The 25031-nt window shown below is 71.5% G+C and carries 22 protein-coding genes; 13 read left to right on the top strand and 9 right to left on the bottom strand.

Features of this window, described 5'->3' with window-relative positions; all coding sequences use genetic code 11:
* Positions 1–268 precede the first annotated feature (268 nt).
* From POL72_RS08100 to POL72_RS08085, 4 genes are all read right to left on the bottom strand, one after another.
* Positions 269–1813 carry a hypothetical protein gene (locus POL72_RS08100; protein ID WP_272094457.1) on the bottom strand — a complete coding sequence of 515 codons (1545 nt, stop codon included), beginning with the start codon at positions 1811–1813 and terminating at the stop codon, positions 269–271.
* Positions 1814–1941: 128 nt separating this feature from the next.
* On the bottom strand, positions 1942–3024 hold the full coding sequence (locus POL72_RS08095; RefSeq protein WP_272094456.1) for an ABC transporter substrate-binding protein: 1083 nt from the start codon (positions 3022–3024) through the stop codon (positions 1942–1944).
* The gene (locus POL72_RS08090; protein WP_272094455.1) at positions 3024–3806 is read right to left on the bottom strand and encodes an ABC transporter permease; all 783 of its coding nucleotides are present in this window, start codon (positions 3804–3806) and stop codon (positions 3024–3026) included. Before POL72_RS08090 ends, POL72_RS08095 begins: the two co-directional genes overlap by 1 nt.
* A 177-nt stretch (positions 3807–3983) precedes the next feature.
* Positions 3984–4115 carry a hypothetical protein gene (locus POL72_RS08085; protein WP_269454198.1) on the bottom strand — a complete coding sequence of 44 codons (132 nt, stop codon included), beginning with the start codon at positions 4113–4115 and terminating at the stop codon, positions 3984–3986.
* A 396-nt stretch (positions 4116–4511) separates the two neighbouring features.
* Between POL72_RS08085 and POL72_RS08080 the strand changes: the two genes are divergently transcribed.
* From POL72_RS08080 to POL72_RS08055, 6 genes are all read left to right on the top strand, one after another.
* The gene (locus POL72_RS08080; RefSeq protein ID WP_272094454.1) at positions 4512–5153 is read left to right on the top strand and encodes an HAD family hydrolase; all 642 of its coding nucleotides are present in this window, start codon (positions 4512–4514) and stop codon (positions 5151–5153) included.
* Positions 5154–5308: 155 nt separating this feature from the next.
* On the top strand, positions 5309–6280 hold the full coding sequence (locus POL72_RS08075) for a hypothetical protein (RefSeq protein ID WP_272094453.1): 972 nt from the start codon (positions 5309–5311) through the stop codon (positions 6278–6280).
* A gap of 198 nt (positions 6281–6478) precedes the next feature.
* Positions 6479–7066 carry an RNA polymerase sigma factor gene (locus POL72_RS08070; RefSeq protein WP_272094452.1) on the top strand — a complete coding sequence of 196 codons (588 nt, stop codon included), beginning with the start codon at positions 6479–6481 and terminating at the stop codon, positions 7064–7066.
* Positions 7063–7842, top strand: coding sequence for an outer membrane protein assembly factor BamD (locus tag POL72_RS08065; RefSeq protein ID WP_272094451.1), 780 nt, complete (start codon positions 7063–7065; stop codon positions 7840–7842). The genes POL72_RS08070 and POL72_RS08065 overlap by 4 nt, the downstream gene beginning before the upstream one ends.
* Positions 7843–7939: 97 nt before the next feature.
* A complete protein-coding gene (locus tag POL72_RS08060; RefSeq protein WP_272094450.1) occupies positions 7940–9121 on the top strand; it encodes a family 8 glycosyl hydrolase in 1182 nt (393 codons plus the stop codon).
* 461 nt (positions 9122–9582) lie between these two features.
* Entirely contained in the window at positions 9583–10725 is a 1143-nt protein-coding gene (locus POL72_RS08055) for a purple acid phosphatase family protein (RefSeq protein ID WP_272094449.1), read from the top strand.
* A 39-nt stretch (positions 10726–10764) separates the two neighbouring features.
* Here POL72_RS08055 and plsY read toward each other — a convergent pair whose 3' ends face one another.
* Entirely contained in the window at positions 10765–11424 is a 660-nt protein-coding gene (plsY, locus tag POL72_RS08050) for a glycerol-3-phosphate 1-O-acyltransferase PlsY (protein ID WP_272094448.1), read from the bottom strand.
* Positions 11425–11538: 114 nt separating this feature from the next.
* Here plsY and POL72_RS08045 point away from each other — a divergent pair, with 114 nt between their 5' ends.
* The 5 genes from POL72_RS08045 (at position 11539) to POL72_RS08025 (ending at position 18374) form a co-directional block, all read left to right on the top strand.
* Positions 11539–12813 (top strand): patatin-like phospholipase family protein, encoded by a 1275-nt coding sequence (locus POL72_RS08045; protein ID WP_272094447.1) that lies wholly within the window; start codon positions 11539–11541, stop codon positions 12811–12813.
* Positions 12814–12949: 136 nt separating this feature from the next.
* The gene (locus POL72_RS08040) at positions 12950–15037 is read left to right on the top strand and encodes a bifunctional serine/threonine-protein kinase/formylglycine-generating enzyme family protein (RefSeq protein ID WP_272094446.1); all 2088 of its coding nucleotides are present in this window, start codon (positions 12950–12952) and stop codon (positions 15035–15037) included.
* Positions 15038–15331: 294 nt separating this feature from the next.
* Complete coding sequence (locus POL72_RS08035) at positions 15332–15997, top strand: STAS domain-containing protein (RefSeq protein WP_272094445.1); 666 nt, start codon at positions 15332–15334, stop codon at positions 15995–15997.
* Between the two features lie 164 nt (positions 15998–16161).
* Positions 16162–17349, top strand: coding sequence for an oxygenase MpaB family protein (locus POL72_RS08030; RefSeq protein ID WP_272094444.1), 1188 nt, complete (start codon positions 16162–16164; stop codon positions 17347–17349).
* Positions 17350–17471: 122 nt separating this feature from the next.
* Positions 17472–18374: a hypothetical protein gene (locus tag POL72_RS08025; protein WP_272094443.1), complete on the top strand. Its 903-nt coding sequence runs from the start codon at positions 17472–17474 to the stop codon at positions 18372–18374.
* A 79-nt stretch (positions 18375–18453) separates the two neighbouring features.
* Here the strand turns inward: POL72_RS08025 and POL72_RS08020 are convergent, their stop codons facing one another.
* Complete coding sequence (locus POL72_RS08020) at positions 18454–18639, bottom strand: hypothetical protein (RefSeq protein WP_272094442.1); 186 nt, start codon at positions 18637–18639, stop codon at positions 18454–18456.
* On the opposite strand from POL72_RS08020, the gene pgm reads away from it, so the two are divergent.
* Positions 18638–20284 carry a phosphoglucomutase (alpha-D-glucose-1,6-bisphosphate-dependent) gene (pgm, locus tag POL72_RS08015; protein WP_272094441.1) on the top strand — a complete coding sequence of 549 codons (1647 nt, stop codon included), beginning with the start codon at positions 18638–18640 and terminating at the stop codon, positions 20282–20284. The two genes, POL72_RS08020 and pgm, sit on opposite strands and share 2 nt — an antisense overlap.
* Before the next feature lie 99 nt (positions 20285–20383).
* Here pgm and POL72_RS08010 read toward each other — a convergent pair whose 3' ends face one another.
* Positions 20384–21244: a DNA polymerase domain-containing protein gene (locus POL72_RS08010; RefSeq protein ID WP_272094440.1), complete on the bottom strand. Its 861-nt coding sequence runs from the start codon at positions 21242–21244 to the stop codon at positions 20384–20386.
* A complete protein-coding gene (locus POL72_RS08005) occupies positions 21226–22719 on the bottom strand; it encodes a 3'-5' exonuclease (RefSeq protein WP_272094439.1) in 1494 nt (497 codons plus the stop codon). The genes POL72_RS08010 and POL72_RS08005 overlap by 19 nt, the downstream gene beginning before the upstream one ends.
* Positions 22720–23201: 482 nt before the next feature.
* Between POL72_RS08005 and POL72_RS08000 the strand changes: the two genes are divergently transcribed.
* Positions 23202–23834, top strand: a complete 633-nt coding sequence (locus tag POL72_RS08000; RefSeq protein WP_272094438.1) for a DUF4142 domain-containing protein — start codon at positions 23202–23204, stop codon at positions 23832–23834.
* Between the two features lie 25 nt (positions 23835–23859).
* Here POL72_RS08000 and POL72_RS07995 read toward each other — a convergent pair whose 3' ends face one another.
* Positions 23860–25029 carry a zinc-dependent alcohol dehydrogenase gene (locus POL72_RS07995; protein WP_272094437.1) on the bottom strand — a complete coding sequence of 390 codons (1170 nt, stop codon included), beginning with the start codon at positions 25027–25029 and terminating at the stop codon, positions 23860–23862.
* Positions 25030–25031: the final 2 nt, after the last annotated feature.

Genomic DNA, 25031 nt, shown 5'->3' with positions numbered 1-25031 from the left:
TGTGTCCGCGTGGTTGCGCGCTTGCGCCCTTGCTGCACGGCGCGCGTCACGTCTGTCTCGTCTGCTACGTCTGCTACGTCTGCCACGTCTGCCACGTCATGTTACGTGGTGTCCCTGGCGGCAGATGTGTGCAACAGGCGGAGAGCGCGTCCTGGTCGGGTAGTGGTGAATGCTGCCGGATGTTCTCGAAGGCCATTGAGGCGCGTCGGGCGATGCCCAGTCGGCTCACCGCGCGTGCGTCGGCGGTCCCCGCGGTCGAGGCGTCGCGTTACGGCGGCGTCGGCCAGACGACGCGCGTCGGCACGAGCCGGGGCTCGACGGTCCCGTCGCCCAGCTCGCCGTTGCTGTTGTTACCCCAGCAGAGCATCTCGCCCGTGCGCTTGAGCGCGCAGCTGTGGTCATCGCCGAGGGCCAGCTCGACCACGTCGGTCAGCCCGATCGGCTCCGGAAGGAGCCCCGGATCCTGCGTGCCGGTGCCGAGCTGCCCCTTCGCGTTGTCGCCCCACATGAGCACCTCGCCGCCCGCCAGGACCGCGCCGGAGTGCCTCGCGCCGAGCGAGATCCGGGTCACGTCCACGAGGTCCGGGATCTTCCGGGGAATCGCCTCAGGGTTCACGACGCCAGTCCCGAGGCGGTACTGCTCTCCCTTGCCCCAGCAGGAGGCCACGCCGCGCGCCGGCGCGGCGCACGTGTGCAAGGCGCCCGCGGCCGTGAGCGCGACGCTGGTGAGACCCGCGACGGGCTGCGGGGTGTTCTGCTGGTTGAAGTTGCCGATGCCTAGCTGGCCGCTCTCGTTGTGGCCCCAGCAGTTCATCGTGCGCTCGCCCATCCGCTCCACCATGCCCGCGCAGGTGTGCGAGAGGCCGGCGCTCACCGAGTCCACGCCGTCCAGCATCACGGTGGGCTCGACCCGATCGACCTCGTCGCCATAGCCCAGCTGGCCGGAGCTGCCCTCGCCCCAGCAATAGAGCTCGTGCGACGTCGTCACCGCGCACGTATGGGTCCCACCGACGGCGACCTGGGTCGCGCCCGCGAGCTCCTTGGCGCGCACGGGGGAGGGGGAGTTCGTCGCCTCGCCGTCGCCGAGCTGTCCGCTGTTGCCCGCGCCCCAGCACCAGACCGAGCCGTCGCTGAGCACCGCGCAGGTGTGCACGCGCCCCGGCGAGATGCTCGCCGCGACCCGGGTGGCGCCGCTGAGGCCCGCGACCGGCCTGGGGAGCGGTCGATCCTGCTGCAGCGTGCCGTCGCCGAGGTTGCCCCAGGTGTTCTTGCCCCAGCACCAGACCGAGCCGTCGCTGAGCACCGCGCACGTGTAATCCGTGCCGGCCGCGATGTGCGTGGGCGCGACGCAGGCGCCCCGCACGCACTGGCCGCCGCAGGGCTTGTCGCACCTGCCGCAATGCGCGGTGCTCGTGAGGAGATCCACCTCGCAGGCGTTCTCGGGGTCCTTGTCGCAGTTGCCGCGGTTCTCCTCGCACGCCGGCGACTGGCAGACCCCGTCCAGGCAGGTCGGCTCGCCGCCGAAGGTCGGGCAGGCGACGTCGCACGTGCCGCAGTGCTGCGCGTCCGTCATCGGGTCGACGCATGCGTCGCCGCAGATCATGCCGCCTCCAGGACACCCGCCGCCGCTCCCGCCGGTCCCGCCGCTCCCGCCGCCGGTGCTCGAGCTCGTCGACGCGTCGGGCGGGCGCGCCGTGAACTCGGGGCCGCACGCGGCAAAGGCGATGGCGACGGCGGCAGGCACGTACGCCGCCGCGAGGGGCAGCGAGGCGAACGGGAGCCGGCTGGCCCGAGGTCGATGCGTGGAAGCCATGGAGGGCGTTCTTCCCTTGCGTTGGGGCGCGGCTGCGCCGGGAGGCGCGGCGACGTGCGACATTCTAGACGAAGTCGCGCGCCGAGATCTCGCGCCGCGCGCCGCGCGCGGGGCGCCTGTCGTGCCGATCAGCGCATCGCGACGAGCACCTCGTCGATCGGCGGCGCCTTCTGGAGCACGCCGAGGTCGACGAGCTGCTTCGCGAGCGTCTCCCAGCGTTCGCTGGTCATCACGCCGAGGCCCTTCTCCTTGGTCTCGGGGGTCTCGATCAGCGGCCGCTGCGCCTCGGCCGCGGCGACGAAGGTCTCCGCGTCCATCGAGGTGTTGAGCTTGGCCATGATCTCGTTGGACCGCGTCGGATCCTGGAGGTAGGTGCGCCAGCCCTCGCGCGTCGCGCGGACGAACGCGCGGACGCGCTCCGGGTTCTCCTTCCAGAGCGCTGCGCGCGTGATCACGACGACGACGTACGGGTTGAACCCCTCGGTGGCCACCAGGAACGCGGCGGGGTCGCTCCCCTTGCGCTTGGCCGCGATCGGCTCGGCCGTGATGAAGCACTGCTGGGAGAAGTCCTTGTCGGCGACGAAGCGGGCGACGCCGCCGTCGTACGGCACGACCTTCACCTTGTCGAACCCGTACTTCTTCTTGAGGTAGGCGGCGTAAGGCAGCCCCGGCTCGATCGCGAGCGTGCCCGACTTGAGGATGTCGGCGATGCTCTTCGCGCCGCGGCTCTCGTGGGTCATGATGGCCTGCGGCGAGGTCTGGAACACGGCGAGGAGGGGGAGCACGTCCGCGCCGCGGGCGCGGGCGGTGAGCACCTCGTCGGCGCCGGAGATGCCGAAATCCACCTGCCCGCCGGCCACCATCTGGACGACCGGCACGCCGGCGCCGCCGCCGAGGATCTCGACGTCGAGCCCCTCCTTGGCGAACGCGCCCGACTCGCGCGCGGCGTAGAACCCGCCGAACTCGGGCTCCGGGACCCAGTTGAGGGCGAGCTTCACCTTCGCGGCCGGCGCGCTCTGGGCAGCCGTGGCGGGCGCGGCCGGCGCGCCCTGGGAAGGCGTGGCCGGCGCGCTTCCTTGCGGGGACGCGGACGACGCGCGCCCGTCGCCTTCCGGCGATTGCGAGCGCGAGCAGGCGGGGGCGAGGAGGGGGACGGCGACCAGGGAGGCGAGGCGTTGCAGGAACAACCGGCGGCTGTCGGGGGAGTGCATCAGCGATTGATCTCCGAAGGATGCCAGCGCCGCAAGAGCCGCCTGCCGGCGAGGTCGACGGCGCCGAAGAGCGCGAGGCCGAGCCCGGAGGCGAGCAGCACGGCGGCGAAGAGCAGATCCGTGCGCAGCTGGCGATAGGCGGAGAGGACCAGGATGCCCAGGCCGGCGGCGTCCTCCGAGAAGCCGGCGACGAACTCCCCGACGATCGCGCCGATGACCGCGAGGCCCGCCGCGATGCGGAGCCCCGTCACGAGGTGGGGGAGCGCCGAGGGCAGCTCGAGCTTGCGGAGCGTGGCGAAGCGGCCGGCCCCGTAGAGCCGGAAGAGATCCCGCAGCGCGGGCTCGACGGAGCGCAGGCCGGTGAGCGTGTTCGCGATGACCGGGAACACGGAGACGATGAACGCCGAGACCGCGACCGCGCGCAGGCCGGGGCCGCACCAGAGCACGAGCAGCGGGGCGATGGCGACGATCGGGACGGTCTGCAGGAAGACGGTATAGGGATAGAGCGCCCGCTCGAGCGGGCGCGACGAGGCGAGCGCGATGGCGGCGAGCACGCCGACCACGGCGCTGAGGAAGAAGCCCGCGAGCGCGGCCTTCGCCGTCGTGACCGCGCCGGCGAGCAGGGGGCCGGCGTCCACCGCGCCCGCCCGCGCCACGTCCGAGGGGGGCGGCAGGAGGTAGGCAGGGATGCTGAGCGCTCGGGCGAGCGCCTCCCAGAGCGCGAGCAGGATCACGAGCGCGGCGAGCGGCGGCGCGACGGCTTGGAGCGGGGTGGGTCGCACGGCTCGGCCCTCTCTAGCGCGAGGCCGCCGCGCCAGGAAGATGCTGCGGTGGAAGAAATCTGGCCCGTCCGCGGCTAGGCGCCGAGCGACCCGCGCGCCGAGCCCCGGGAGAGGCGAGGTGGGGAGCTTGTCGAAAGGGGGTGTGGCCCGCGCCGAGCGCGGCCCCGCTCGGTCCGACTACTTGCCCTTCTTGGCGGGCGCGGCCGGAGCAGGCGACGCCTTGGCGGTCGCGGCTGCCTTCTTCTGGTTCTTCTCCGCCGTGTCCTGCTTCTTCTGTCGCTCTTTGGCCTTCGGAGATTTGTCGCCCATGGGAGCACCGCCTCGGTGGATGCGTTGGTGTTATCCGCCTTGACCGAGGCTAGCACCATCCCTGGTGGCGCAGTCACGAACTTTGTACTTCGCGAGCGCTTATGTCTCGGCTTCTCCGTGTCTCGCCTCGTCGCCTCGTCGGTTTGCCTCTGGGTTGCCTCTCCCACCGACAGGCAGGGCGGCAGGGAAACGGCCGACGCGCTCGGCCGGGTCCCTCGCTGCCTGCAGCAGATGGGTGTCTGCTGCGGGCGTCCGCGACGTGAGTCGCGACGGCCCGGCGGCGCGCATCCGCGCTCGCGCGGGCGCGTCCTTCCGAGCGCCGAGGGCCGAGGCGCAGCGTCCGCTGCCGCGGAGCTCGCTTGCCGGCATCGAGGGGCGGCGCTACGAAGGCCCGGCGTGTTCAAGGCCATCCTCTGGGACAACGATGGAGTCCTCGTCGACACCGAAGGGCTTTACTTCCAGGCGACGCGCGAGACGATCGCGTCGGTCGGCGTCGACCTCACCATCGGCGACTATCGCCAGCTGTTCCTCGTCGAAGCGCGCGGCGCCTGGCACCTCGCCAGCGCTCGCGGGGTCGACGAGGCGGCCGTGCGGCGGCTGGCCGATGAGAGGGATCGCCGGTACCTCGAGCTCGTCGCGGGCGGAGACACGCTGTTGCCGGGCGTGCGCGAGGTCGTCACGGAGCTCGCCGCGCGCTTTCGCATGGCGATCGTCACGAGCAGCAAGCCCGAGCCGTTCCAACGAGCGCACGCGGCGACGGGCCTCCTGCGGTGGTTCGAGTTCGCGCTCACGCGGGACCAGTACGCGCGCGCCAAGCCGGACCCCGAGCCGTACCGGATCGCCTGCGAGCGGCTGGGGCTCGCGGCGCGCGATGTCCTCGTGATCGAGGACTCCGAGCGCGGGCTCCGGTCGGCCAAGGCCGCGGGCCTGACGTGCTGGGTCGTCCCGTCGCCGCTCACCGCGCCGTCGGACTTCACCGGCGCGGACGCGGAGCTCGGATCGCTGCGCGAGGTGCTCGTTCGCCTCGGAGGAGCGTGAGCGCGATCCCACGCTCCCGCGATGAGGTAGCTCACAGCGCCTGTGTGCGCACCGCCGCCGCGCTGCGTCACCACCCTGGATATTTGCACGTTGCACATCGGGTGGCTGCATGACCATCTGGCGGTTCGCGAACGGTTCGTGGCACCTTCGGGCCCGTGGCTTCCGGTGACGGCATCTCGCTCATCGAGCTCGTCGTCCTCGGTTGGTCATCGGCCACCGCGGCGCCGGCGCCGATCCCCATTCGCATCGACTTCGATGCCCCGGCGGACTGCGCGACCGCCGACCAGTTCTACCAGGGCATCCGTGCCCGGTCGGACCGCGTGCGCCTCGCGGCCGACGGCGAGGACGGCTGGGGTGTCCGCGTCCGGCTGAGCCGCGGCGGGGCCGGGGTCCACGGCGAGCTGCGCGTCGTTCACGCGGGCGGCGAGACTGACACGCGGATCGTCGATGCCACGTCGTGCGACGTTGTGGTGCAGGCGCTCTCGCTCACCGCGTCGCTCGCGCTCGACGAGGTGGCCGAGGTGACCGAGCCCCTCTCTCCCCCTGCGCCGCCGCCCGCTGTCCCCCAGGCGCCTCCGGTCGCCCCGCAAGAGGCGCCGCCGTTCCCGCTCAGGTTCACGCTCGGCGCGCACGCCCTGGTGACCCAGGTCGTCGCACCTCATGTGAGCCTGGGCGGCGCCCTCGGTATCCGGGTGACCCCGCACGTCGAGGGCCCGCTGAGCCCGTCGTTCGGTCTCTCGCTGATGTACGCGCGGAACGACCTGCTGTCGGGCGGCGACAGCGCCCTCATCCAGTGGGCGGCCGCGGCCCTCTCCGCGTGCCCGCTGCGCTGGCAGCTCGTCCGTATCGTCAGCGCAGAGCCCTGCGTCGTCGCCGCCGGCGGCTGGCTCGCGGCGGCGGGGCGGGGTATCTCGAACCCGGAGTCCGCTGTGCGGTCGTGGTGGAGCGCCGGAGGCCTCGTGCGCGCCGCTGCGCTCCTCGGCGAGGACACCGCCCTCGAGCTCGAGGTGGGCGCCTCCGTGCCGCTCGTCCACCGGCGGTTCACACTGGGGTGGTCTGCAGAGACCGTCGGTGAAACGCCGGCGATCTCGCCGCTCGTCGGCGTTGGAATCGTGCACACCTTCTAAGCCAGGATTCTGTGATCACTCCGACTCGCGCTGGGAATTATGACCCATGGACGGCATCCGGAAGCTGGGCCGCAGGCACGCTGCCCCCCCCGACCCGAGGACAATGTTCCGCTCTGGCTGTCGCCCATTGCTTCCCGGTAGTGTCCGTTCTTCACTGGTCTCATGCCTCGCCTCGCGGTGAGTATGGTTGTCGACGTCATGACATCGTCTGCTTTGCCTGACAGCGAGCCGGCGAGCGTGGCGCCACCGGCGGCCAGCGTGAAGCAGCGGGACGCGCGCTTGCGACGGATGGTGGACGCTCATCTTGACTTCATCGGGCGGGTGCTCCGCAACGCGGGGACCCCTGCTGCCGAGATCGACGATGCGGTGCAACGCACCTTCATCGCGGCCGCGCAGCGGCTGGACGACGTCCGGCCGGGCGCCGAGAAGAGCTTTCTTCTCCAGACCGCGCTTCACGTAGCCGCCCACGCGCGCCGCAGCGCCGCGCGTCGGCGGGAGTTCCCCGCGGCCGAGCCGCCGGAGGTTGTGGACGCTGCGACACCCGAGCAGCTCACCAGCCAGAAACACGCGCGACAGATGCTCGATCAGGTCCTCGACCAGATGGAGTCAGATCTGCGGACCGTGTTCGTGCTGTACGAGTTCGAGGAGATGAGCATGGTGGAGATCGCCGGCGTGCTGGGGATCCCGCAGGGCACCGTGGCCTCTCGGCTACGAAGGGCCAGGGCCGATTTTCGTGAGCGCGTCCGCGCGCTGGAGCTCGTTTCGACGAGCGAGGTGAGACGATGATGGAACCACGTCGCCTACTGGATGAGAGCGACAACCCGCTCGAACGCGCGCTGCTGAGCGCAGGCGCATCGTATTCTACGTCACCGGAGACGCGCGCGAAGACGCTTGCCGCGCTGGGACTCGCCGGCGCTGCCGCCCTGTCGGCCAGCGTGGCGGCGCCTGCGGCGCTCTCCGCGGCAGGGGTGTCCTCTACGTCTTCGTCGCTCGCCGTGAAGCTCGGCTGGACCAAGATCCTCGTCGCGCTCTCGACGGTGGGCATGCTCGCGGGCATCCCGGCGGGCTACCTCGCCTGGCGCGGGCAAGACGCGTCGGAGGTCGCCGCGGCGCACCGCTTCGGCGCCGCGCTCGCCGACCCGGTCGCGCAGACGGCGGTCCAGGCGCCTGCGCAGGCGCCCGCCACGGCGCCGGCGCCGGTGGAGGCTGTCGCGGAGGAGACGATCGCCCCGGCGCTCGCTGGTGGCAGCAGCGCTGCGGCCACGAAGCTCGATCCCAAGCCGTCCGGTACGGGCGCCGCCCTGGAGGCAGAGCTCGGCGCGCTGGACGCGGCGCGCACGATGCTCGCGAGCGGGAACGCGCGAGGCGCGCTCTCGCTCCTGGACGCCTACTCCAGGACGCATCCGCGCGGGCGGCTGAGCCTCGAGGCCGAGGTCCTGCGGATCGACGCGCTCGCGAAGAGCGGCCGCTCCGACGCTGCGTCGCAGCGCGCCGCGGCATTTCTTCGCCGGCATCCAAACAGCGTGCTTGCTTCCCGGGTACGGCGCTATGTAAACAACTGAACTCTGGGTCATGCGTTGCCCTGCCCTCCTCCGTTCGTTCCGCGCAGCTTCCGGCGTCGCCGGTGCCTGGATGGCGGTGTGTGTGTTGCCTGGGTGTATGACCACGGTGGATTCGCTCGGCTACGACCGAATGAGCAGCGATGAGCTGGGCCCGCTGACGGGCCCCTCCGAGTACCCCAACGCGTTCCGCGACGTGCTCGGCAAGACGGACGAGGAGATCGCGGCCAAGATCGAGGACAGCTTCAATCAGCTCTTCTACGGCGATCCCAGCGACGAGACCGTCTACTACACGGTGCCTGGCAAGGAACAGGCTTACATCTGGGACGACTACCACAATAGCGTGCGCTCCGAGGGCATGGGCCTCGGGATGATCATCACGGTCGAGCTCGACAAGCGAGACGAGTTCGACCGGCTCTGGAGATACGCCAAGTCCACGCTCCAGCCCACGTCCGGTCCCAACCAGGGCTATCTCATGTCGTGGTGCGACACCCCGGTAGGCCCGATGTTGTGCGCCGATCCCTTTGGCCTCCAGCAGATCGCGATGGCGCTGTTCTTCGCCCACGGCCGCTGGGGGAGCGACACCGGGACCATCGACTATGGGCTGGACGCGATCACCTTGCTCGAGGTGATGCGCCACAAGGAGGCCCTGAACGGGGGAGTCGACTCGGGTGTGACGAACACCTTCGATTCGACGACGAAGCTCGTCTACGACTACCCGCACGTCTCGGCGGCGGACGTCACCCGTCCTTCCATCGAGATGCCCGCCTATTACGACCTCTGGGCGCAGGCCATGCGCGACCCCTTCTGGTCCGAGGCTGCCGGCAGCGCGCGCACACACTGGCAGGAGGCCGCGCACCCGAGCACCGGGCTCATCCCGGTGCGCACCCACTTCGACGGCACGCCGGTGCTCAACTGGGACTACTTCGGCTCCGAGGCCTACCGCACGCAGCTGAGCCTCGCGCTCGACCACGTCTGGTTCGGCGTCGACCCGTGGCAAGTGGAGGAGGCGGACCGGCTGCTCGGGTTCTTCTCGAAGCTGGGCATCGGCAAATACGGCGCGGTCTTCAAGATCGACGGCGCGATGCTCAACGCCACGCCGGAGTCGGCGCTCATCTTCATGAACGGGGTCACCGGGCTGGTCGCGACGACCGAAGATCGCGCCGATTACATCGCGGCGGTGTGGACGACGCCGCCGGCGACCGGGGAGACCCGATACTTCTCGGGGTTGCTCCACATGCTCTCGCTGCTGACGCTGAGCGGGCAGTTTCGCGTGTACTGATCCGGCGCGAGCTCGCGCTCGCGAGGATTGTCGGCGGCGGAGGCGAGCCCTCCTCGCACGCGGGCTCCGGCAGGCACGAGAGCTCAGATGGGAGCAGGCGGCCGACAGAAAGCGGTGTGCGCGAGCTCACGAGGCTTCTTCCCGGCGAACGTCGGACAAGAGGAAAGCGGCGAGCGCGGCGCATCCGTACAGGCTCGAGGCAGGGGCCGTCTCTCGGATCACGTTGGCTTCGTTGTTGATATTGAAATCGATGTTCAATTTCTGTATGTGTGAGCCTCCTCGACGTCAAGCAAAAACGGGCACCGTCGGAGGGGGCCGGGCGGTGGCGCGGATACCGTGTTGATGCCTGTGTCCGGTCTGGGTGGAAGAGCTGGTGTGCTCGAGTTTCCTGGCGCGCCGGGACGAACAAAGCTTTGGACGGGTGATCATCGGAGACCGGCGTTGGTTACAATGAGCGGCAGATGAAGCCTCTCCGCGCAGCACGTCCTCTCGCGATCTCCAAGAAGTCCCTTGTTGCCCTCGTCCTCTCCGCGTCTCCGGCCATCGTCTTCGGCGCGGGCTGCGGCGTGGCGGACAGCGTGCCGATCCCGAGCGCAGGAGCGCTGGCGGGGGCAGGTGATGAGCCGACCAGCACGGGCGCCGCGAGCAGCGGCGCCGGGCCGAGCGGCGGGATCCCCGCGGACCACGGCCCGAGCTTGGGCGCGGCGGGCGCCCAGGCCATCGGGACCGTCGTCTCTCACCTCGATGTCGTCAGGATCATCGCTATCGGCGACACCGGCGAGGGAAACCTCGCGCAGAACCAGGTCGCCGATCGGATGAGCGAGAAGTGCATCGAGGTCGGGGGCTGTCATGCCGTGATGATGAACGGCGACAATTTCTACGATAACGGCGTGGCCGACACGGGCGATGCGCAGTGGGGTCCCAAGTTCGAGCAGCCCTACGACAGGGCCGGCCTGAACGGCCTCCCGTTCTATGCGGTGCTGGGGAACCACGACCACGGCCCCAGCAGCAACGGCGTGCGGCAAGCGCAGATCGACTACTCGCAGCTGCCCGTGGGCGACGGGCCCGGCATGCGGATGACCGCCAAGTGGCACATGCCCGCCTCGTACTACGACGTTCGCGTCGGCGACGTCCATCTCTTCGGGATCGATACCGTCGACTTCACCTCCGATGACCAGGCGCGCGACATGAGCGCGCGGGTCGCCGCCTCGGACGCCACGTGGAAGATCGTCTTTGGCCATCACCCCCGCTACACGTCCGGAGCTCACGCCTCGGACAACCCGTCGCTCGGGATGAGCGGGATGTTCGCCATGCAGCAGGCCATCTACTGCGGGGCCGACATGTATATGGCCGGCCACGACCACAACCTCGAGTTCATCGACAAGGGGCGAGACGAGGGCTGCCCGAGCACCTATTTTGCCATCAGCGGCGCCGGCTCGAAGACCCGCCCGGTGTCCCCCTCGGTCCCGACGGAGCGGGGGCAGCTCTTCTTCACGGACAAGACCGAGGGCTTCGCCTACCTGCGGTTCGAGGGGAGGAGCCTGCTGTTCGAGTTCATCGACAAGCAAGGCGCGGTGATCTTCACGAAGACCATCTCCAAGTGAGCGGGCGCCGCGCTCGGCGGCCGGGCGACGCCGCGGCCGTCAGCGGCGCTCGTCGTCGCGCGGCGCGCCGTCGCGCTCGTCGTCGCGCTCTTCATCGCGCCGCTTCCCGAACGAGATCGTGTTCTCGGTGCCCGCGAGCATCCGCCGGATGTTCGGGATGTGCTTTAGCCAGACGAGCCCGGCGAGGAGCAGCGAGAGGCAGAAGGCCGGGGCGGCCCGCTCGCCGAGCAGCCAGAGGAAGAGGGGCAGGGCGAGGGCGCCGGCGAGGGAGCCCGCCGAGACCATGCGGGTCGCCCGCACGATGACCGCGAAGACCGCCAGCGTGGCGAGCGTGGATCGCGGCGCCAGCACGAGCAGGACGCCGCAGGAGGTCGCGACGCCCTTGCCGCCCCGCATCCCGAGGAAGACCGTGTAGTCATGGCCCAGCACCGCGGTGAGGCCGCCCGCCGCGGCGACCCACCCGCCCGGCGCGACGGAGAGCCACGACGCGAGGGGCCCGTCGACGAGCGCGCCCTTCGCCACGTCCGCGGCCAGGACGGCTAAGCCAGGCCCCCAGCCGAAGGCGCGCAAGACGTTCGTCGCGCCGATGTTCCCCGAGCCGACCTGGCGGAGGTCGACCCCTTTGACGAACCGCGCGAAGAGGTAGCCTGTCGGGATCGCTCCGAGGAGGTAGGCAAGGGCCAGGTAGATTGCCGTCATTTGCCGTCAACGCGCGCCTCCGTGCCCGCGCTCACGGCGGGTGTAGCACGCGCGCCGCGTCGAGCGCGCGCCAACGGGACCATGTCACGATGGCGATCATGGTATTCTGCGACGATGGCTGACCTGGCGCCCGTCTCGACCCGGAGTGGCCGCGCCCCCAAGATCGCGCTCGTCCTGGCCGGCGGCGCCGCCCGCGGCGCTTACGAGGTCGGCGTGGTGCAGCACATCCTCGAGGACGTCTCTCGCGATCTCGGCCGCGAGGCGCCGCTCGATATCCTGTGCGGCACCTCGGTCGGCGCCATCAACGTCTGTGGGCTCGCCGCGTTCGCGGACGAGGCGCGGAGCCGCGCGCGGCGGCTCGCCGGGGTGTGGACGCGCCTGCGCATCGACGACCTCGTGCGCCTCGACGTGCGCGGCGTGCTGGCGGTCGGGCACGACCTGCTCCGCGGGGGCGCCGCGAGCGCGCCCTCGAGCGGCCGCGCCGCGATCCTCGACACGTCGGGCCTCGAGCGGCAGATCGCGGAGGCCGTGCCCTTCGAGCGGATCGACGGCCACCTCGAGAGGGGGCTCCTGTCGGCGCTGACCGTGTCGACGACGCTGGTCAAGAGCGGCCGCACCGTCGTCTTCGTCCACCGCCGCGAGCCCGGCCTGCCGCCCTGGAGCCACGACCCGACGATTTCACCGCGCGCCACCGCGATCCGCGCGCAGCACGCGCTCGCCTCGTCCGCGCTCCCCATCCTGTTCCGCCCGGTGAGCATCGACGGAGAGCTCTACTGCGACGGCGGGCTGCGCCAGAACGTCCCGCTGTCGCCCGCGCGGCGCCTCGGCGCCGACGGCGTGATCGTGGTCAATCCGCGGTACATCGAGCCCGCGTCGAGCGCGGCCGACCGCGACGCGCCGGGCTTCCCCGGGCCCCTCTTCCTGCTCGGCAAGACGCTGAACGCGCTGATGCTCGACCGGATCGACAACGACCTGGCGCGCCTCGAGAGCATCAACGGGATCCTGGAGGCGGGGCGGCGGCGCTATGGAGAGAGCTTCGTCGGCGAGCTCAACGACGAGCTCGGGCTGCCGCCGGGGCGCGCGCTGCGGCCGATGCGGTCGCTGCTCATCCGCGCCTCCAAGGACATCGGCAGCCTGGCGGCGGAGTTCGTGCGCTCCCCCGCGTTCCGCGCGCGGACCACGAGCGTGCTCGGCCGCGTGATGCGGCGCCTCGCCGAGGGAGACGAGCAGCGCGAGGCCGATTTCCTGTCTTACCTGCTGTTCGACGGGGAGTTCGCCGGGGCGCTCATCGAGATAGGCCGCGCGGACGCGCGCGCGCGGCACGAGGAGCTGTGCGCGTTCTTCGAGCGGGCGTTGAGGCCGGGCGGGTTCGAGGAGCGGGCGCCCTGAGGAGATCGGGAGACACGCTCTGGATCCGTCCGGATCCTCCCGGGCGCCGACGCTCAGACGATGTCGGGGCGCTCGGCGCCGATCTCGGCGCGAGCTCCGCGCGGCCGCGGCGCCCGGTGTAGACTCGCGCCGCGAGATGGCACCTTCGGATCCCTTCGGCTGGGTGGGCGCGACGATCGGCGGCAAGTACCGGCTCGACGCCGTGGTCGGCGAGGGCGGGTTCGGCGTCGTCTACCGCGGCCAGCACCTCGGGTTCGACGAGCCGGTCGCGGTCAAGTGCCTGAAGCTGCTCGGATCGCTGGCCCCGGCGGAGCGCGCGTCGTTCCAGCGGATGCTCCTCGACGAGGGGCGGCTCCTCCACCGCCTCTCCCGCGCGAGCGCCGGCATCGTGCAGGCCCTCGACACCGGCGCCGCGGTCTCGCCGTCGGGCGAGTGGACGCCGTATCTCGTGCTCGAGTGGCTCCATGGCGTGCCGCTCGACCGCGAGATCGCCGAGCGGCGCGCCCGCGGCGATGCGGCGCGCCCGCTCGCCGAGGCGGTCGCCCTGCTCGCGCCCGCGGCGTACGCGCTCGAGGTCGCGCACGCGCAGGGCGTCGCCCACCGCGACGTCAAGCCGGCCAACCTGTTCCTCGCGGAGATCGGCGGCCGGCGCACGCTGAAGGTCCTCGACTTCGGCATCGCCAAGGTGCTCGGCGAGCTCTCGAGCATGACGCAGGCGATGGCCGAGACCGGGAGCGCGCTCCGGGCCTTCACCGTCCATTACGGCGCGCCGGAGCAGTTTCACCACCGCTTCGGCGCGACCGGGCCGTGGACCGATGTCTTCGCGCTCGCCCTCGTGCTCATCGAGGTCGCCTCGGGCAACCGCGCCCTCCTCGGGAGCGACGTCACGCAGCTCTACATCGCGGCGACCGATCCGGCGTTCCGCCCGAGCTTGCAGGGCGCGGGCGTGAGCGCGCCCGACGCCGTCGAGGCGGTGGTGCGCCGCGCGCTCGCCATCGACCCGCGGGAGCGTTACCGCACGGCTGGCGAGCTCTGGGGAGCGCTCGAGGCTGCGATGGCGACGGCCGCGCCCGCCGGCGCTGTCGCGCTCGCGGCGGGCAGCCCGCCTGCGGGCGCAGCGCCCGGCGCAGCGGCGCTGGGCGTGGCGGGGACGGAGCGCGTGGCCGCAGGCCCGCCCGCCGGCGGGCTTCCCACGTCCGTCGGCGCGCCGCCCACGCCGTCCCTCACGACGATGCGCGGCCTGGCGACGAGCGCGCCGCCGCTGGCAGCCCCGCAACCGGCGTCGCCCCCTCCCGCGCCGCAGGCCGCCAGGGCCGCTCCGCGGCGGCGCCTGTTGCCCGCGCTCGCCTCGGCGGCCGCGCTGGCCGCCGCGGCCGGCGCAGGCGCCGTCGCGTTCGTCCGTTACCGCGCGCCCGACGATGCGCGGCCGGCGCGTGTGCTGGGCGGCTTGACCGCGCCCCAGATGAAGGCGCCGCCCCCGCCCGACATGGTCCGGGTGCCGGCGGGCCGCTTCACGATGGGCAGCGAGAAGGGCGGCAAATCCGAGCGCCCGCCCCATGACGTGACGCTGACCCGCGCGTTCGACGTCGATCGCACCGAGGTGACGGTCGCCGCCTACCAGCGCTGCGTCGAGGCGGGCCGGTGCGCGCCGAGCGGCCTGCACGGCCCCCGCGCGACCGACGCCGACGTCGAGCAGCGCGGCGCGCTCTGCACCGCGGCGGATCCCGCGAAGTCGCAACACCCGATCTCGTGCGTCGACCAGGCGCAGGCGGCCGCGTACTGCGCCTTCGTCGGCAAGCGGCTCCCGACCGAGGCCGAGTGGGAATACGCCGCCCGCGGCGCCGACGGCCGCGAGTATCCGTGGGGCAACGAGGCGCCAGGGTGCGCGCACGCGATCGTGTCTCGGCCTCCTGGGCAGGGCTGCGGCGGGCGCGGCAAGGGCACCCAGGAGGTCGGCTCGGCCAAGGCCGGAGCGAGCCCGTCGGGCGCGCTCGACATGGCGGGCAACGTCTGGGAATGGGTGGCCGACGGCTGGGATCCGGGTGTGTACGCCAGAGGCGCCCAGACAGATCCCCAGGTGCCGGCGACCGGCAGCAGGGGCGTGCTCCGGGGTGGATCGTGGGACTTCTCCGCTAGCACCGCAAAGGCGACATTCCGGCTGGCGTACGATCGTGAGGCAGGTGACGTATCGACCGGGTTTCGTTGCGTTCGCTCGGTCGATTGAACACGAGGTCGCCAGAGCGGGCGACGGGGAAGCGCGGAAGCGCGGATCAACCAGCCAGGCTCATTTCAGCCGCGCCGCGGATAGGCTATCTATCCCATCTTGGTCGAAGGTCGATTCACACGCCCGGTCGCGAGGTAGGATGTGGGGATAGATAGGTAGAGCCGTGCGATCGGGTACACGAGGCCAGAGCACCGCGGGCACGTCCTCCCATGCGGCCGGCGAGGTCGACCCGGCGCATGAGCCCGGTGACTCCGCTTCCTCACCGGTCAACCCCTGCTGCGCCCCCAGGAGCCCATGCAAGAATCCGAGAACATGATCTCCATCGAGGAACGCCGGATGCAACGCGTCATCGATGCGGTTGCGCTCGCGTCCACCGGAGAGGTCGAGCTCGCGTTGACGCAGCTCGCAGAGGTCGAACACGACGCCTTCGGGGTGATCGAGGAGGCTCTGCGCGTCTTTCTCTCCGAGCTCTCCGTGACCACGCAGCAGAAGAGCCAGGCGCTCGCCGCGCTCGCCACCTCGAAGCGAGAGCTCGAGCATCAGCTCGACACCATCCAGCGCCAGGAGTGCGCGATCCGGGAGCTCTCGGTGCCGATCATCGATATCTGGCACGGCATCCTCACGCTCCCGCTCGTCGGGCTGTTCGACTCGGTGCGCGCCGTCGAGGTGACCGAGCGGCTCCTCGTGCGCGTGGCGGAGGACAGTGACGTCGAGTGGGTGATCCTCGATCTGACCGGCGTCACGCTCATCGACTCCATGACCGCCCAGCACCTCATCAAGCTGGCTCAGGCGGTGCAGCTCCTCGGCGCGCGCTGCGTCCTCACCGGCCTGGGCGGTCATGTCGCGGAGACGCTCGTCGCGATCGGGGTCGCGTTCGATGAGCTGAACCCGATGCGCAGCCTGCGGGAGGGGCTCAGGTTCTGCCTTGCGCAGCGCGGGCGCACGATCTCACCGAGGTGATCCGCGGAGCCCCGGTCCGCGCGCGGCGTCGCGCAAGGCGGCGCCCTGAGCCGCAGCGACGCCCCGCGGTGGAGCGCTCGGCCGCTCGCCTCGGCGTGATGATCCGCGCGGCGTCGCCTTTGCGGAGTGCAGCCGGTGCGCCAAGGGATATTCTGTTCCAGCGCATGGAGAACGCGACGATTCCGGCTCGCTTCCAGGACACCGCAGCCGCCCGCCGTCGCTTCGGCGACCAGCTCGATCGCCTGGGGCCCTTCCTGCTCCGCGTCGATCCGGCGGCCGACGCCGTCGTGGAGGTGTTCGCGTCGATGCCCTCAGGCCAGGGCTTCCGCCTCCTGGAGGCTGCCCTCGCGCGCGGCATCGACGATGACCGCACGGCGAAAGAGGCGCCGGCCGAGCTGCGGGCGCTCTTCGCGTCGGTCGATCACGTGCCCCTCTGGGTGGACTGGGAGGCGGTGAACCGCGGCGGGGCGGCGTTCCTGCGCACGGGCTTCCTCGGAGGGATCCTGCTCGCGATGCAGTCGCTCGTCCTCGGGTACGCGTCGCCCGGCGGGAACAAACCGCTCGTCTTCTCGGGGAGGCTCCGCGAGCAGGCCGCGCGCCGCCTCGCCGAGACGAGCCGGTTCGTCTACGCCGTGAGCCAGGCGAACGGAATGCGCCGCTCCGGCGAGGGCTTCGCGATCACCGTCAAGGTGCGCGTCATGCACGCGCAGGTGCGGCGCCTCATCCGCGCGAGCGGCCGGTGGCAGACGGCCCTCTGGGGCGAGCCGATCAACCAGCACGACATGGTGGCGACGGCGCTGCTCTTCTCGGTCGCGGTCATCGACGGCCTCGACAAGCTCGCCTACCGCTTCACGCCCGCCCAGAGGGAGGACCTCGTCCACCTGTGGCGCTACGTGGCCCACGTCATCGGCGTCGAGCCCGAGCTCATCCCCGGGTCCTACGCCGAGGCGCGAAGGCTGGCCGAGATGATCTTCGCGACGCAGGGCGCGCCGGACCACGACTCGCGCATGCTCGTGGACGCGCTGCTCACCGGCAAGGTCCGCAGCGCGCGCACCGCCGGCGAGCGCCGGAGCGCCGAGCGGTTCATGGCCATCTCCTGCAGCCTCTCCAGGGCCGTGCTGGGCGACGAGCTCGCCGAGCAGCTCGGCGTGCCCCGGCTGCGCGCGCCTCTCGTCGTGCCGCTGCTCCGCGCGGTCGCCGCCGCGTCGAGCCGCGCGCACGCGCTGCCGCCCCTGCAGGATCTCGCGCTCGATCTCGGCGACCTCCGCTGGCGGCGCGTCATCTCCATGGGCCTCGGCGGCCGCCCGGCCGACTTCGCGCCTCCGGAGCGCTTGGCCGGCAGCGGCACCTGAGCGGTCGCGCCGCTCGCAGGGCGAGGCGGCTGCGGCGCCGCATGTCCAGGGCGATGGCGTGGGAGCGGGCGCGGCAGTCGGGGTTGAACCGCCCTCCGGTTCTGCGGTACGAGACCTCCGGCATGGAGATCATCCCTTACGGCGGTTGGAAGCGCGCCGCGCGCCTCGTCTGCGGCGACACGGAGCTCGTCGTCACGCTCGACATCGGCCCGCGCATCATGCGGTACGGCGTCATCGGCGGCCCGAACGAGCTCTCCGAGATCCCCGAGGACATGGGCGCGACAGGCGGGACCAAGTACAGGTTCTACGGCGGTCACCGGCTCTGGATCGGCCCCGAGGACGAGCAGCGGACGTTGCAGCCCGACAACGATCCGGTCGAGCACCGGGAGGAGAACGGCGCGCTCGTGCTCCGGACCGCGCCGGACAGGTACGGAATGCAGAAGGAGGTCCGCATCGCGGCGGACGCCGCGGCGGGCAGGTTCGTCATCGATCATGCGATCGAGAACCACAGCGCCTATGCCGTCGAGTTCGCCCCGTGGTCGCTCTCCGTGATGGCGGCCGGCGGCGAGTGCCTGTTCCCGCAGGCGCCGTTCGTCCCGCACCCCGATCGCGTCTTGCCGGCGCGGCCGCTCGTGCTGTGGTCGTATACCGACATGGCCGAGCCCCGGTGGACATGGGGCAAGCGCGTGATCCGCCTGCGGCAGGTCGCCGGCAAGGACCCGCAGAAGGTGGGTGCGCTCGTGAGCCAGGGCTACGCGGCGTACGCGAACCACGGGAACGTGTTCCTGAAGCGGTTCCCGTTCATCGAGGGCGCCAGGTACCCGGACATGGGGTGCAACTTCGAGACGTTCACGAACGCGGACATGCTCGAGGTCGAGTCGCTCGGCCCGCTGCAGCACGTGGAGCCCGGCGCCCGCGTGGAGCACCGGGAGGCGTGGTATCTCATCAAGGGCGCTCAGCCGCCCGCCGAGGACGGCGCGTGCGCGGACTGGCTCGAGGCGCTGGCGCAGGCGCGGCCGCTGTGAACCGCCGCTCCTGAGCGCGTGGCGTTCGGCTCTCCTCGCCATCGCCCATCCCGCCCCCGCGGGCGGCGGCGAACGGCGCTCAGGCCTCCACCTTGACGGCCGCGCGCCCCAGGAACCCCTCCACGAGCGCCACGCCGACGAGTTGGCCCGCGCTCCAGCAGGCCAGGCGTAGCGCGAGCGGCAATCCAGATTCGCCGTGCCCGGGACCCGCGGCACCCGTGGAAGGGTTGGCTCGTCCCGCGCGCTCGGCTATGCGGAGGCTCATGCCGCTCCACCCCCTCGCAGGCCGCAAGGCCCCTCCCGATGTGCTGATCGATCCCGACACGCTGCGCGCGCAGTACTACAGCGAGCGCCCCGACATGGGCGATCCGCAGCAGCGCGTCGCCTTCGGCACCTCAGGCCACCGCGGCTCGGCCGCCCGGCGCAGCTTCAACGAGGCGCACGTCCTCGCGATCGCGCAGGCCATCTGCGAGTACCGCGCGAAGGAGGGCACGACGGGCTCGCTCTACCTCGGCATGGACACGCACGCGCTCTCGGAGCCGGCGCAGCGCAGCGTCATCGAGGTCTTCGCGGCCAACGGCGTCGACGTCCTCATCGCCGAACGGAGCGGCGTCACGCCGACGCCGGCCATCTCGCACGCGATCCTCACGGCCAACCGCGGGCGCACCTCGGGGCTCGCGGACGGCGTGGTGATCACGCCGTCGCACAACCCGCCCGACGACGGCGGCATCAAGTACAACCCGCCGAACGGCGGGCCGGCCGACACCGCCGTCACCGGCTGGATCGAGGATCGCGCCAACGAGCTGCTCCGCGCCGACAACGCGGGCGTGAAGCGCACGCCCTACGAGGCCGCGCTGCGCGCGCCGACGACCCACCCGTACGATTTCATCGGCCCCTACGTCGCCGATCTCGGCAACGTGGTCGATCTCGAGGCCGTCCGCGGCGCGAAGCTGCGCATCGGCGTCGATCCGCTCGGCGGCTCGAACATCGCGTACTGGGCGCCGATCGCCGAGAAATTCGGGCTGGATATCACGGTGGTGAACCAGGCCGTCGACCCCACCTTCGGCTTCATGCCCCTCGATCACGACGGCAAGATCCGCATGGACTGCTCGTCGCCCCACGCGATGGCGAACCTCATCGCGCTCAAGGACGACTACGATCTCGCGTTCGGCAACGACGCCGACTCGGATCGCCACGGCATCGTCACGCGCAGCGCCGGGCTGATGAACCCGAACCATTACCTCGCCGTGGCGGTGTCCTACCTCTTCCGGAACCGCCCGCTCTGGCGGCCCGACGCGGCCGTGGGCAAGACGCTCGTCTCGAGCAGCATGATCGATCGGGTGGCGAAGGACCTCGGCCGCCCGCTCCGCGAGGTGCCGGTCGGCTTCAAGTGGTTCGTCGACGGGCTGCTCGACGGCTCGCTCGGCTTCGGCGGCGAGGAGAGCGCGGGCGCCTCGTTCCTGCGGAAGAACGGGCAGGTGTGGTCGACGGACAAGGACGGCATCCTCCTCGACCTGCTCGCCGCCGAGATCCTCGCCCGCACGGGGCGCGATCCGGCCGAGCACTACCGCGACCTTACCGCGCGGTTCGGCGCGCCGATCTACACGCGCATCGACGCGCCGGCCACGCCGAGCCAGAAGAGCGTGCTCAAGAAGCTCTCCCCCGACGCGGTGCGCGCCAAGACCCTCGCGGGCGAGCCGATCACCGCGAAGCTCACGCGCGCGCCCGGCAACGGCGGCGAGATCGGCGGGCTCAAGGTCGTCGCGGAGAACGGCTGGTTCGCCGCGCGGCCGTCGGGCACCGAGGACGTTTACAAGATCTACGCGGAGAGCTTCAAGGACCAGGCGCACCTCGATCGCGTGCTCGACGAGGCGCGCGCGATGGTCACCGACGCGCTGTCGGCCAAGTGAGCTTCCCGGGCGCCCCCGCGAACTCCTGATCTCCCGGCGCTCCGCCGGGGACCTCGCGGCCGCTCGCCCCCGGATGCGCCTCGCGCGACCAGCGCCGGGTCAGAACAGCGAGAGCTGCCGCCGCGCGCCCGTCATCTCATCGAAATCGGCCCCGCCCAGCCACCGCAGCACCGCGTCCGCGATCGGCTTGAGCTGCTGCGACACGTAATGATCGTAGTCCGGCGGCGCCGTCGTCTGGCCCGCCGGCTCCGGGCCGGCGCGCGTGATCACATAGGCCACGATCCTCCCCGCGTCCCCGCCCAGCTTGCGGGCCGCCTTCACGTGCGGCGGCGTCGTCTTCGTGTAAGCGCCGAGCGGCTTCCTCAGCGCCTTCTTGTAGACGAGCTCCGCGTCGAACCGCCCCGCGCGGAGCTCCGTCACGAAGCTCCGCACGAAGCCCTCCACCGGGCGATCGTGGAAGACCAGGTCGAGCAGCTCCCGCTGGAAGCGCCGCGCCACCGCGCTCGCGTCGCGCCGGACCGCCTCGAGCCCGACGATCTCGAGCTTGTCGCCGCCCTCCCCGGCGACCAGGCCGGCATAGCGCTTCTTGCTGCCCTGCGCGGCGCCGCGCAGCTCGGGCAGGAGGAAGCGCGCATAGACCTTCTCGAACTCGAGCTCCAGCCGGCTCTCGCAGCCGAACGTCCTCGCGATCTCGGCGGCGACCGACCCGGAGATGGCCTCGCGGAGCTCCTCGGCCCGGGCGACGGCGCGCGTCGTGTCGGGCTCGCCGATATCGACGAAGAGAGAGTCGGTATCTCCGTAAAGCACCCGGTGCCCGGCCCTCCGCACCGCCTCGGCCGTGCGCCGGATGACGTGCTGCCCGGCGCGCGTGATCGCGTTCGCGACCTCCGGGGAGAACAGGCGCGACGCGGGAGAGCCGAGCACGCCGAAGAGCGAGTTCATCAGGATCTTGATGGCCATCGCGCCCCGCTCGTCGCCTGCCGCCGCGCCTCGGCCCGCTCGTCCCAGAGGCGCGCGACGAGCTCGGGCAAGATGCCCGGCTCGTCGCGCCGGAAGGCCGCGCCGCCCGGCGTCACGATGAGCGCCTCGGGCGGCCCGGCGCCCCCGGCGACGAACGTCAGCGGGTCGATGTTGAAGGTGCGAATGAGGCTCGGATAGAGGCTCTTGTAATCGTACACCACGATGTTGCGGTAGAGCCCCGGGAGCGAATCGAGCACGAGGCCGCCGGCGATCTCCGCCTCTCCCTCCGGCCCCTCCCTCGATACCGAGGGCGCGACCTTGCCGCGGGCGCGGAGCGCCGGCAGGTAGAGCGAGTCGATCGCGGCGATCTGCGCCCCCACGCGGTCGAGCTGCATTCCGGTGAGCAGGCTCCTCCGCACCGAGAGCTCGATGAGCCCCGTCTTCTCCAGCAGATCCCGGACGAGGCGTGCGTCCTCGAGGTTGTACTCCGCGAGCCGCGCCGGATCGTCGCGGTACGACGCCTCGATCTGCTCGCCCCGGTCGTCTGGGCCGAACAGCTTGCCGCGCCCGAGGATCGTCCGGGCGGCGGTCTCGAGGCGGTAATCGTCGAGCCGCAGGAAGGCGCCGCGGAGGAGCGCGAGGCCGTCGAGCACCACCCGCCCCGGCAGGACGGCGCGCGCCTCGCGCGAGAAGCCCGGATCGCGCAGGATCGTGATCTCGTCATCGCCCCTCCCGAGCGCGCACGGGAGCCCGGCGCGCCGGCAATAGCGCTGGAGCGCGGGCAGATCGAAATCCGGGATGTTCCAGCCGGTGAGGACGTCGGGGTCCGCCTGGGCGACGAGCTCGAGGAAGCGCTCGAGGAGCGTCCGCTCGTCAGGGAAGCGCTCGACGAAGGAGGGGAGTCCGCCGGGCACCGGCTCGTCGCGGACGAGGAGGCAGCGCTCGCCGCCCGCCCCCGCGAGGCTGATGGCATAGAGGCACTCGCCGTCGAGGCTCGTCTCGATATCGAGCGAGAGCACGCGGAGGCGGGGGACGAAGCTCGCGGGCACGAGCGTGGGATTGCGGTACACGCGCCCGACGCCCGGGCGGAGCTCGAAAGGCCCGGAGACCGCGAACGCCCCGCGGATGCCGCGATCGATGAGAAAGCGGTAGGGAAAGCGCACGTCCGCCTCGAGGGCGTCGGCGCCGGCCTCCGCCAGCCTGTCGCGCAGCGCCGTGACGTCCCGGGGGAGCGCCGCGTCGACGCGCAGGACCGGCTCTCCGTCGAGCGTCTCGAGCGCCTGCGGGGAGACGCGGCGGTCGGCGAGCCGCCGCGCGGCGTCCTCGTCGCGGGCGCGCACGAAGAAGTAGGGCCTGAACCTGTCCTCGATGACGAGCGCCGGCGCGCCGTCCTCCATCACCGCGTGGAGGTGGATCTCCGGGCACCCGGCGACGACGCGGGTCGTGGGCGTGAGGATGAAGCCGCGGTCAGGCATGTGCGAATTCGCGGAGGCCCCCAGGCGAGCTCTTCGCCAGCGCGCGAGGCGGCCCGGGGGCCGCGCCACGCTGCACTTGACCACCGGGACCGGCTCCCCGCAAGCCCCTCTCGCCCCCGGCGCAGGGGATTTCCCGGAGGAGCGCGATTGCCGAGGGAGCGGGCCCTCCGCCGGAGAGGGCGCCTTTCGAGGAGGCGACCTCCTTTGTACGGTTGCACGGTCGATTGAACGGCGGATAACGGGCCCTCTCGGCTCGACGTGGAATCCCGAGACACGGCGCGGACGACTCGCCGGGTGTGCGGCGATCGCCCCGCGAGCGCGCCCGCGCGCAGCGCCATGAGCAGGGCAGTCCCTCGGTCTACGTCGAGAGTTACGTCGAGAGCGGGTCCGCCGCTTGCTTGACGTTCGAGACGTCGTGAGCCGCGGGCATCCACGGATCGGCCCGTGAAGCGCGCCGCGGAAATCCAGGAAGGGAATCCACCATGATGCGCCATCATTTCAAGCATCGCGTCGCGATCACCGCCGCGCTCGCCGCGAGCGTCATCGGCAGCACCGCGCACGCGGGTGGGCGGGGAGGTCATGTCCATCAGGGCGCGCAGATCTCCCAGCAGCAGCAGCCGCTACGGGCGAGGTTGCAGCCGGCGGAGAAACGGGTATCGGACGGCGCCCTCGTCAAGGTGATCTCCGCGGCGAACCAGGGTGAGATCGCCCAGGCGAAGATCGCCATCGAGCTGGCGAGGTCGCGCGAGGTGAAGGACTTCGCCCGGGAGATGATCAAGGCCCACACCCAGGCGGAGAACGACCTGGGCGCGCACCTCCGGCGCCTCGGGATCAAGGCACAGCCGACGCGGGCGAGCGCCATGCTCGCCGCGCACTCGTCCATCATCGCGGCGCACCTCCGCGCGCAACCGGTCGAGAGGTTCGACCAGGAGTACATGGCCATCCAGGTGAGGATGCACATCTATGCCGTGCGGATCCTGGACGAGCAGGTCATCCCGCGGGTGAAAGACCAGGAGCTGAAGCAGGAGCTCCAGCGCATTCGCGACACGGCGGCGAGCCACCTGAAGCGGGCGCAGGCCATCCAGGCGACGCTGGCGGAGGGGCAGGAGCGCTAGATCCCGCGCGGCGGCCTCGCCAGGGTCAGGGGGCGAACACCGCGCGCATGCACCCCTCCGTGCGCGCCTCGAACAGGCGGTATCCGCGCGGCCCGTCATCCAGGCACATCCGGTGCGTCAGGAGGTACGACGGATCGACGTCGCCGCGCTGGATGTGATCGAGCAGCCTCGGGATGTACCGCTGTGCGTGCTGCTGACCGGTCCTGACGATGAGCGCCTTGTTCATGAGCGCGCCGAGCGGGATCTTGTCGGCGAACCCGGAATAGACGCCCACGATGGACACCGTGCCGCCCTTGCGGCACGCCAGCATCGCCTCGCGCAGCACGAGCGGGCGGTCGCTCTGCATCCGGAACGCCTGCTTCACCCGATCGACCGCGTACTGCAGGCCCGTCCCGTCGGCCTCCATGCCCACCGCGTCGATGCAGGCGTCGGGGCCGCGCCCTCCCGTCATCTCGCGGAGCGCCTCCTGGACGTCGACCTCGGCGTAGTTGAGGGCGTCGGCGCCCCCGTGCGCCTTCGCCATCGCCAGGCGGTCCGCGATCCGGTCGATCGCGATGACGCGCTCGGCGCCGAGGAGATAGGCGCTCTTGATCGCCATCTGACCGACGCCCCCGCACCCCCAGACGGCCACGACCTGGCCCGGGCGGATGTCGCAGAGCTCGGCCGCCATGTAGCCCGTCGAGAGCGCGTCGGAGGCGAACAGGGCGCTCTCGTCCCGCACCCCGTCGGGGACCTTGAACGCGCCGTGATCGGCGAACGGCACGCGCACGTACTCGGCGTGGCTCCCCGCGAAGCCCCCGAAGGCGTGCGAGTAGCCGAAGATCGCGGCTGTCGTGTCCCCGAACACCCTGTCCGCCACCACGTGATGAGGATTCGAGTTCTCGCAGAGCGACCACAGCTCGCGCTGGCAATACGCGCACCGCCCACACCCGATGATCGACGCCACGACGACGCGATCGCCCCGCTGGACCCGCTTCACCTCCGCGCCGGTCTCCACGACCTCGCCGAGGAACTCGTGCCCGAGGATGTCGCCCTGCTTCATCGTCGGGACGTACCCGTGGAGCAGGTGCAGATCCGAGCCGCACACCGACGACAGCGAGACGCGGACGATGGCGTCGTGCGGGCTGATGAGCCTCGGCTCGGGCACCGACTCCACGACGATGTCATCCACCCCGTTCCAGCAGATCGCGCGCATGG

Source organism: Sorangium aterium (assembly GCF_028368935.1).
GTDB classification, from domain to species: Bacteria; Myxococcota_A; Polyangia; order Polyangiales; family Polyangiaceae; genus Sorangium; species Sorangium atrum.
This window is presented reverse-complemented; position numbering and strand designations above follow the sequence as displayed.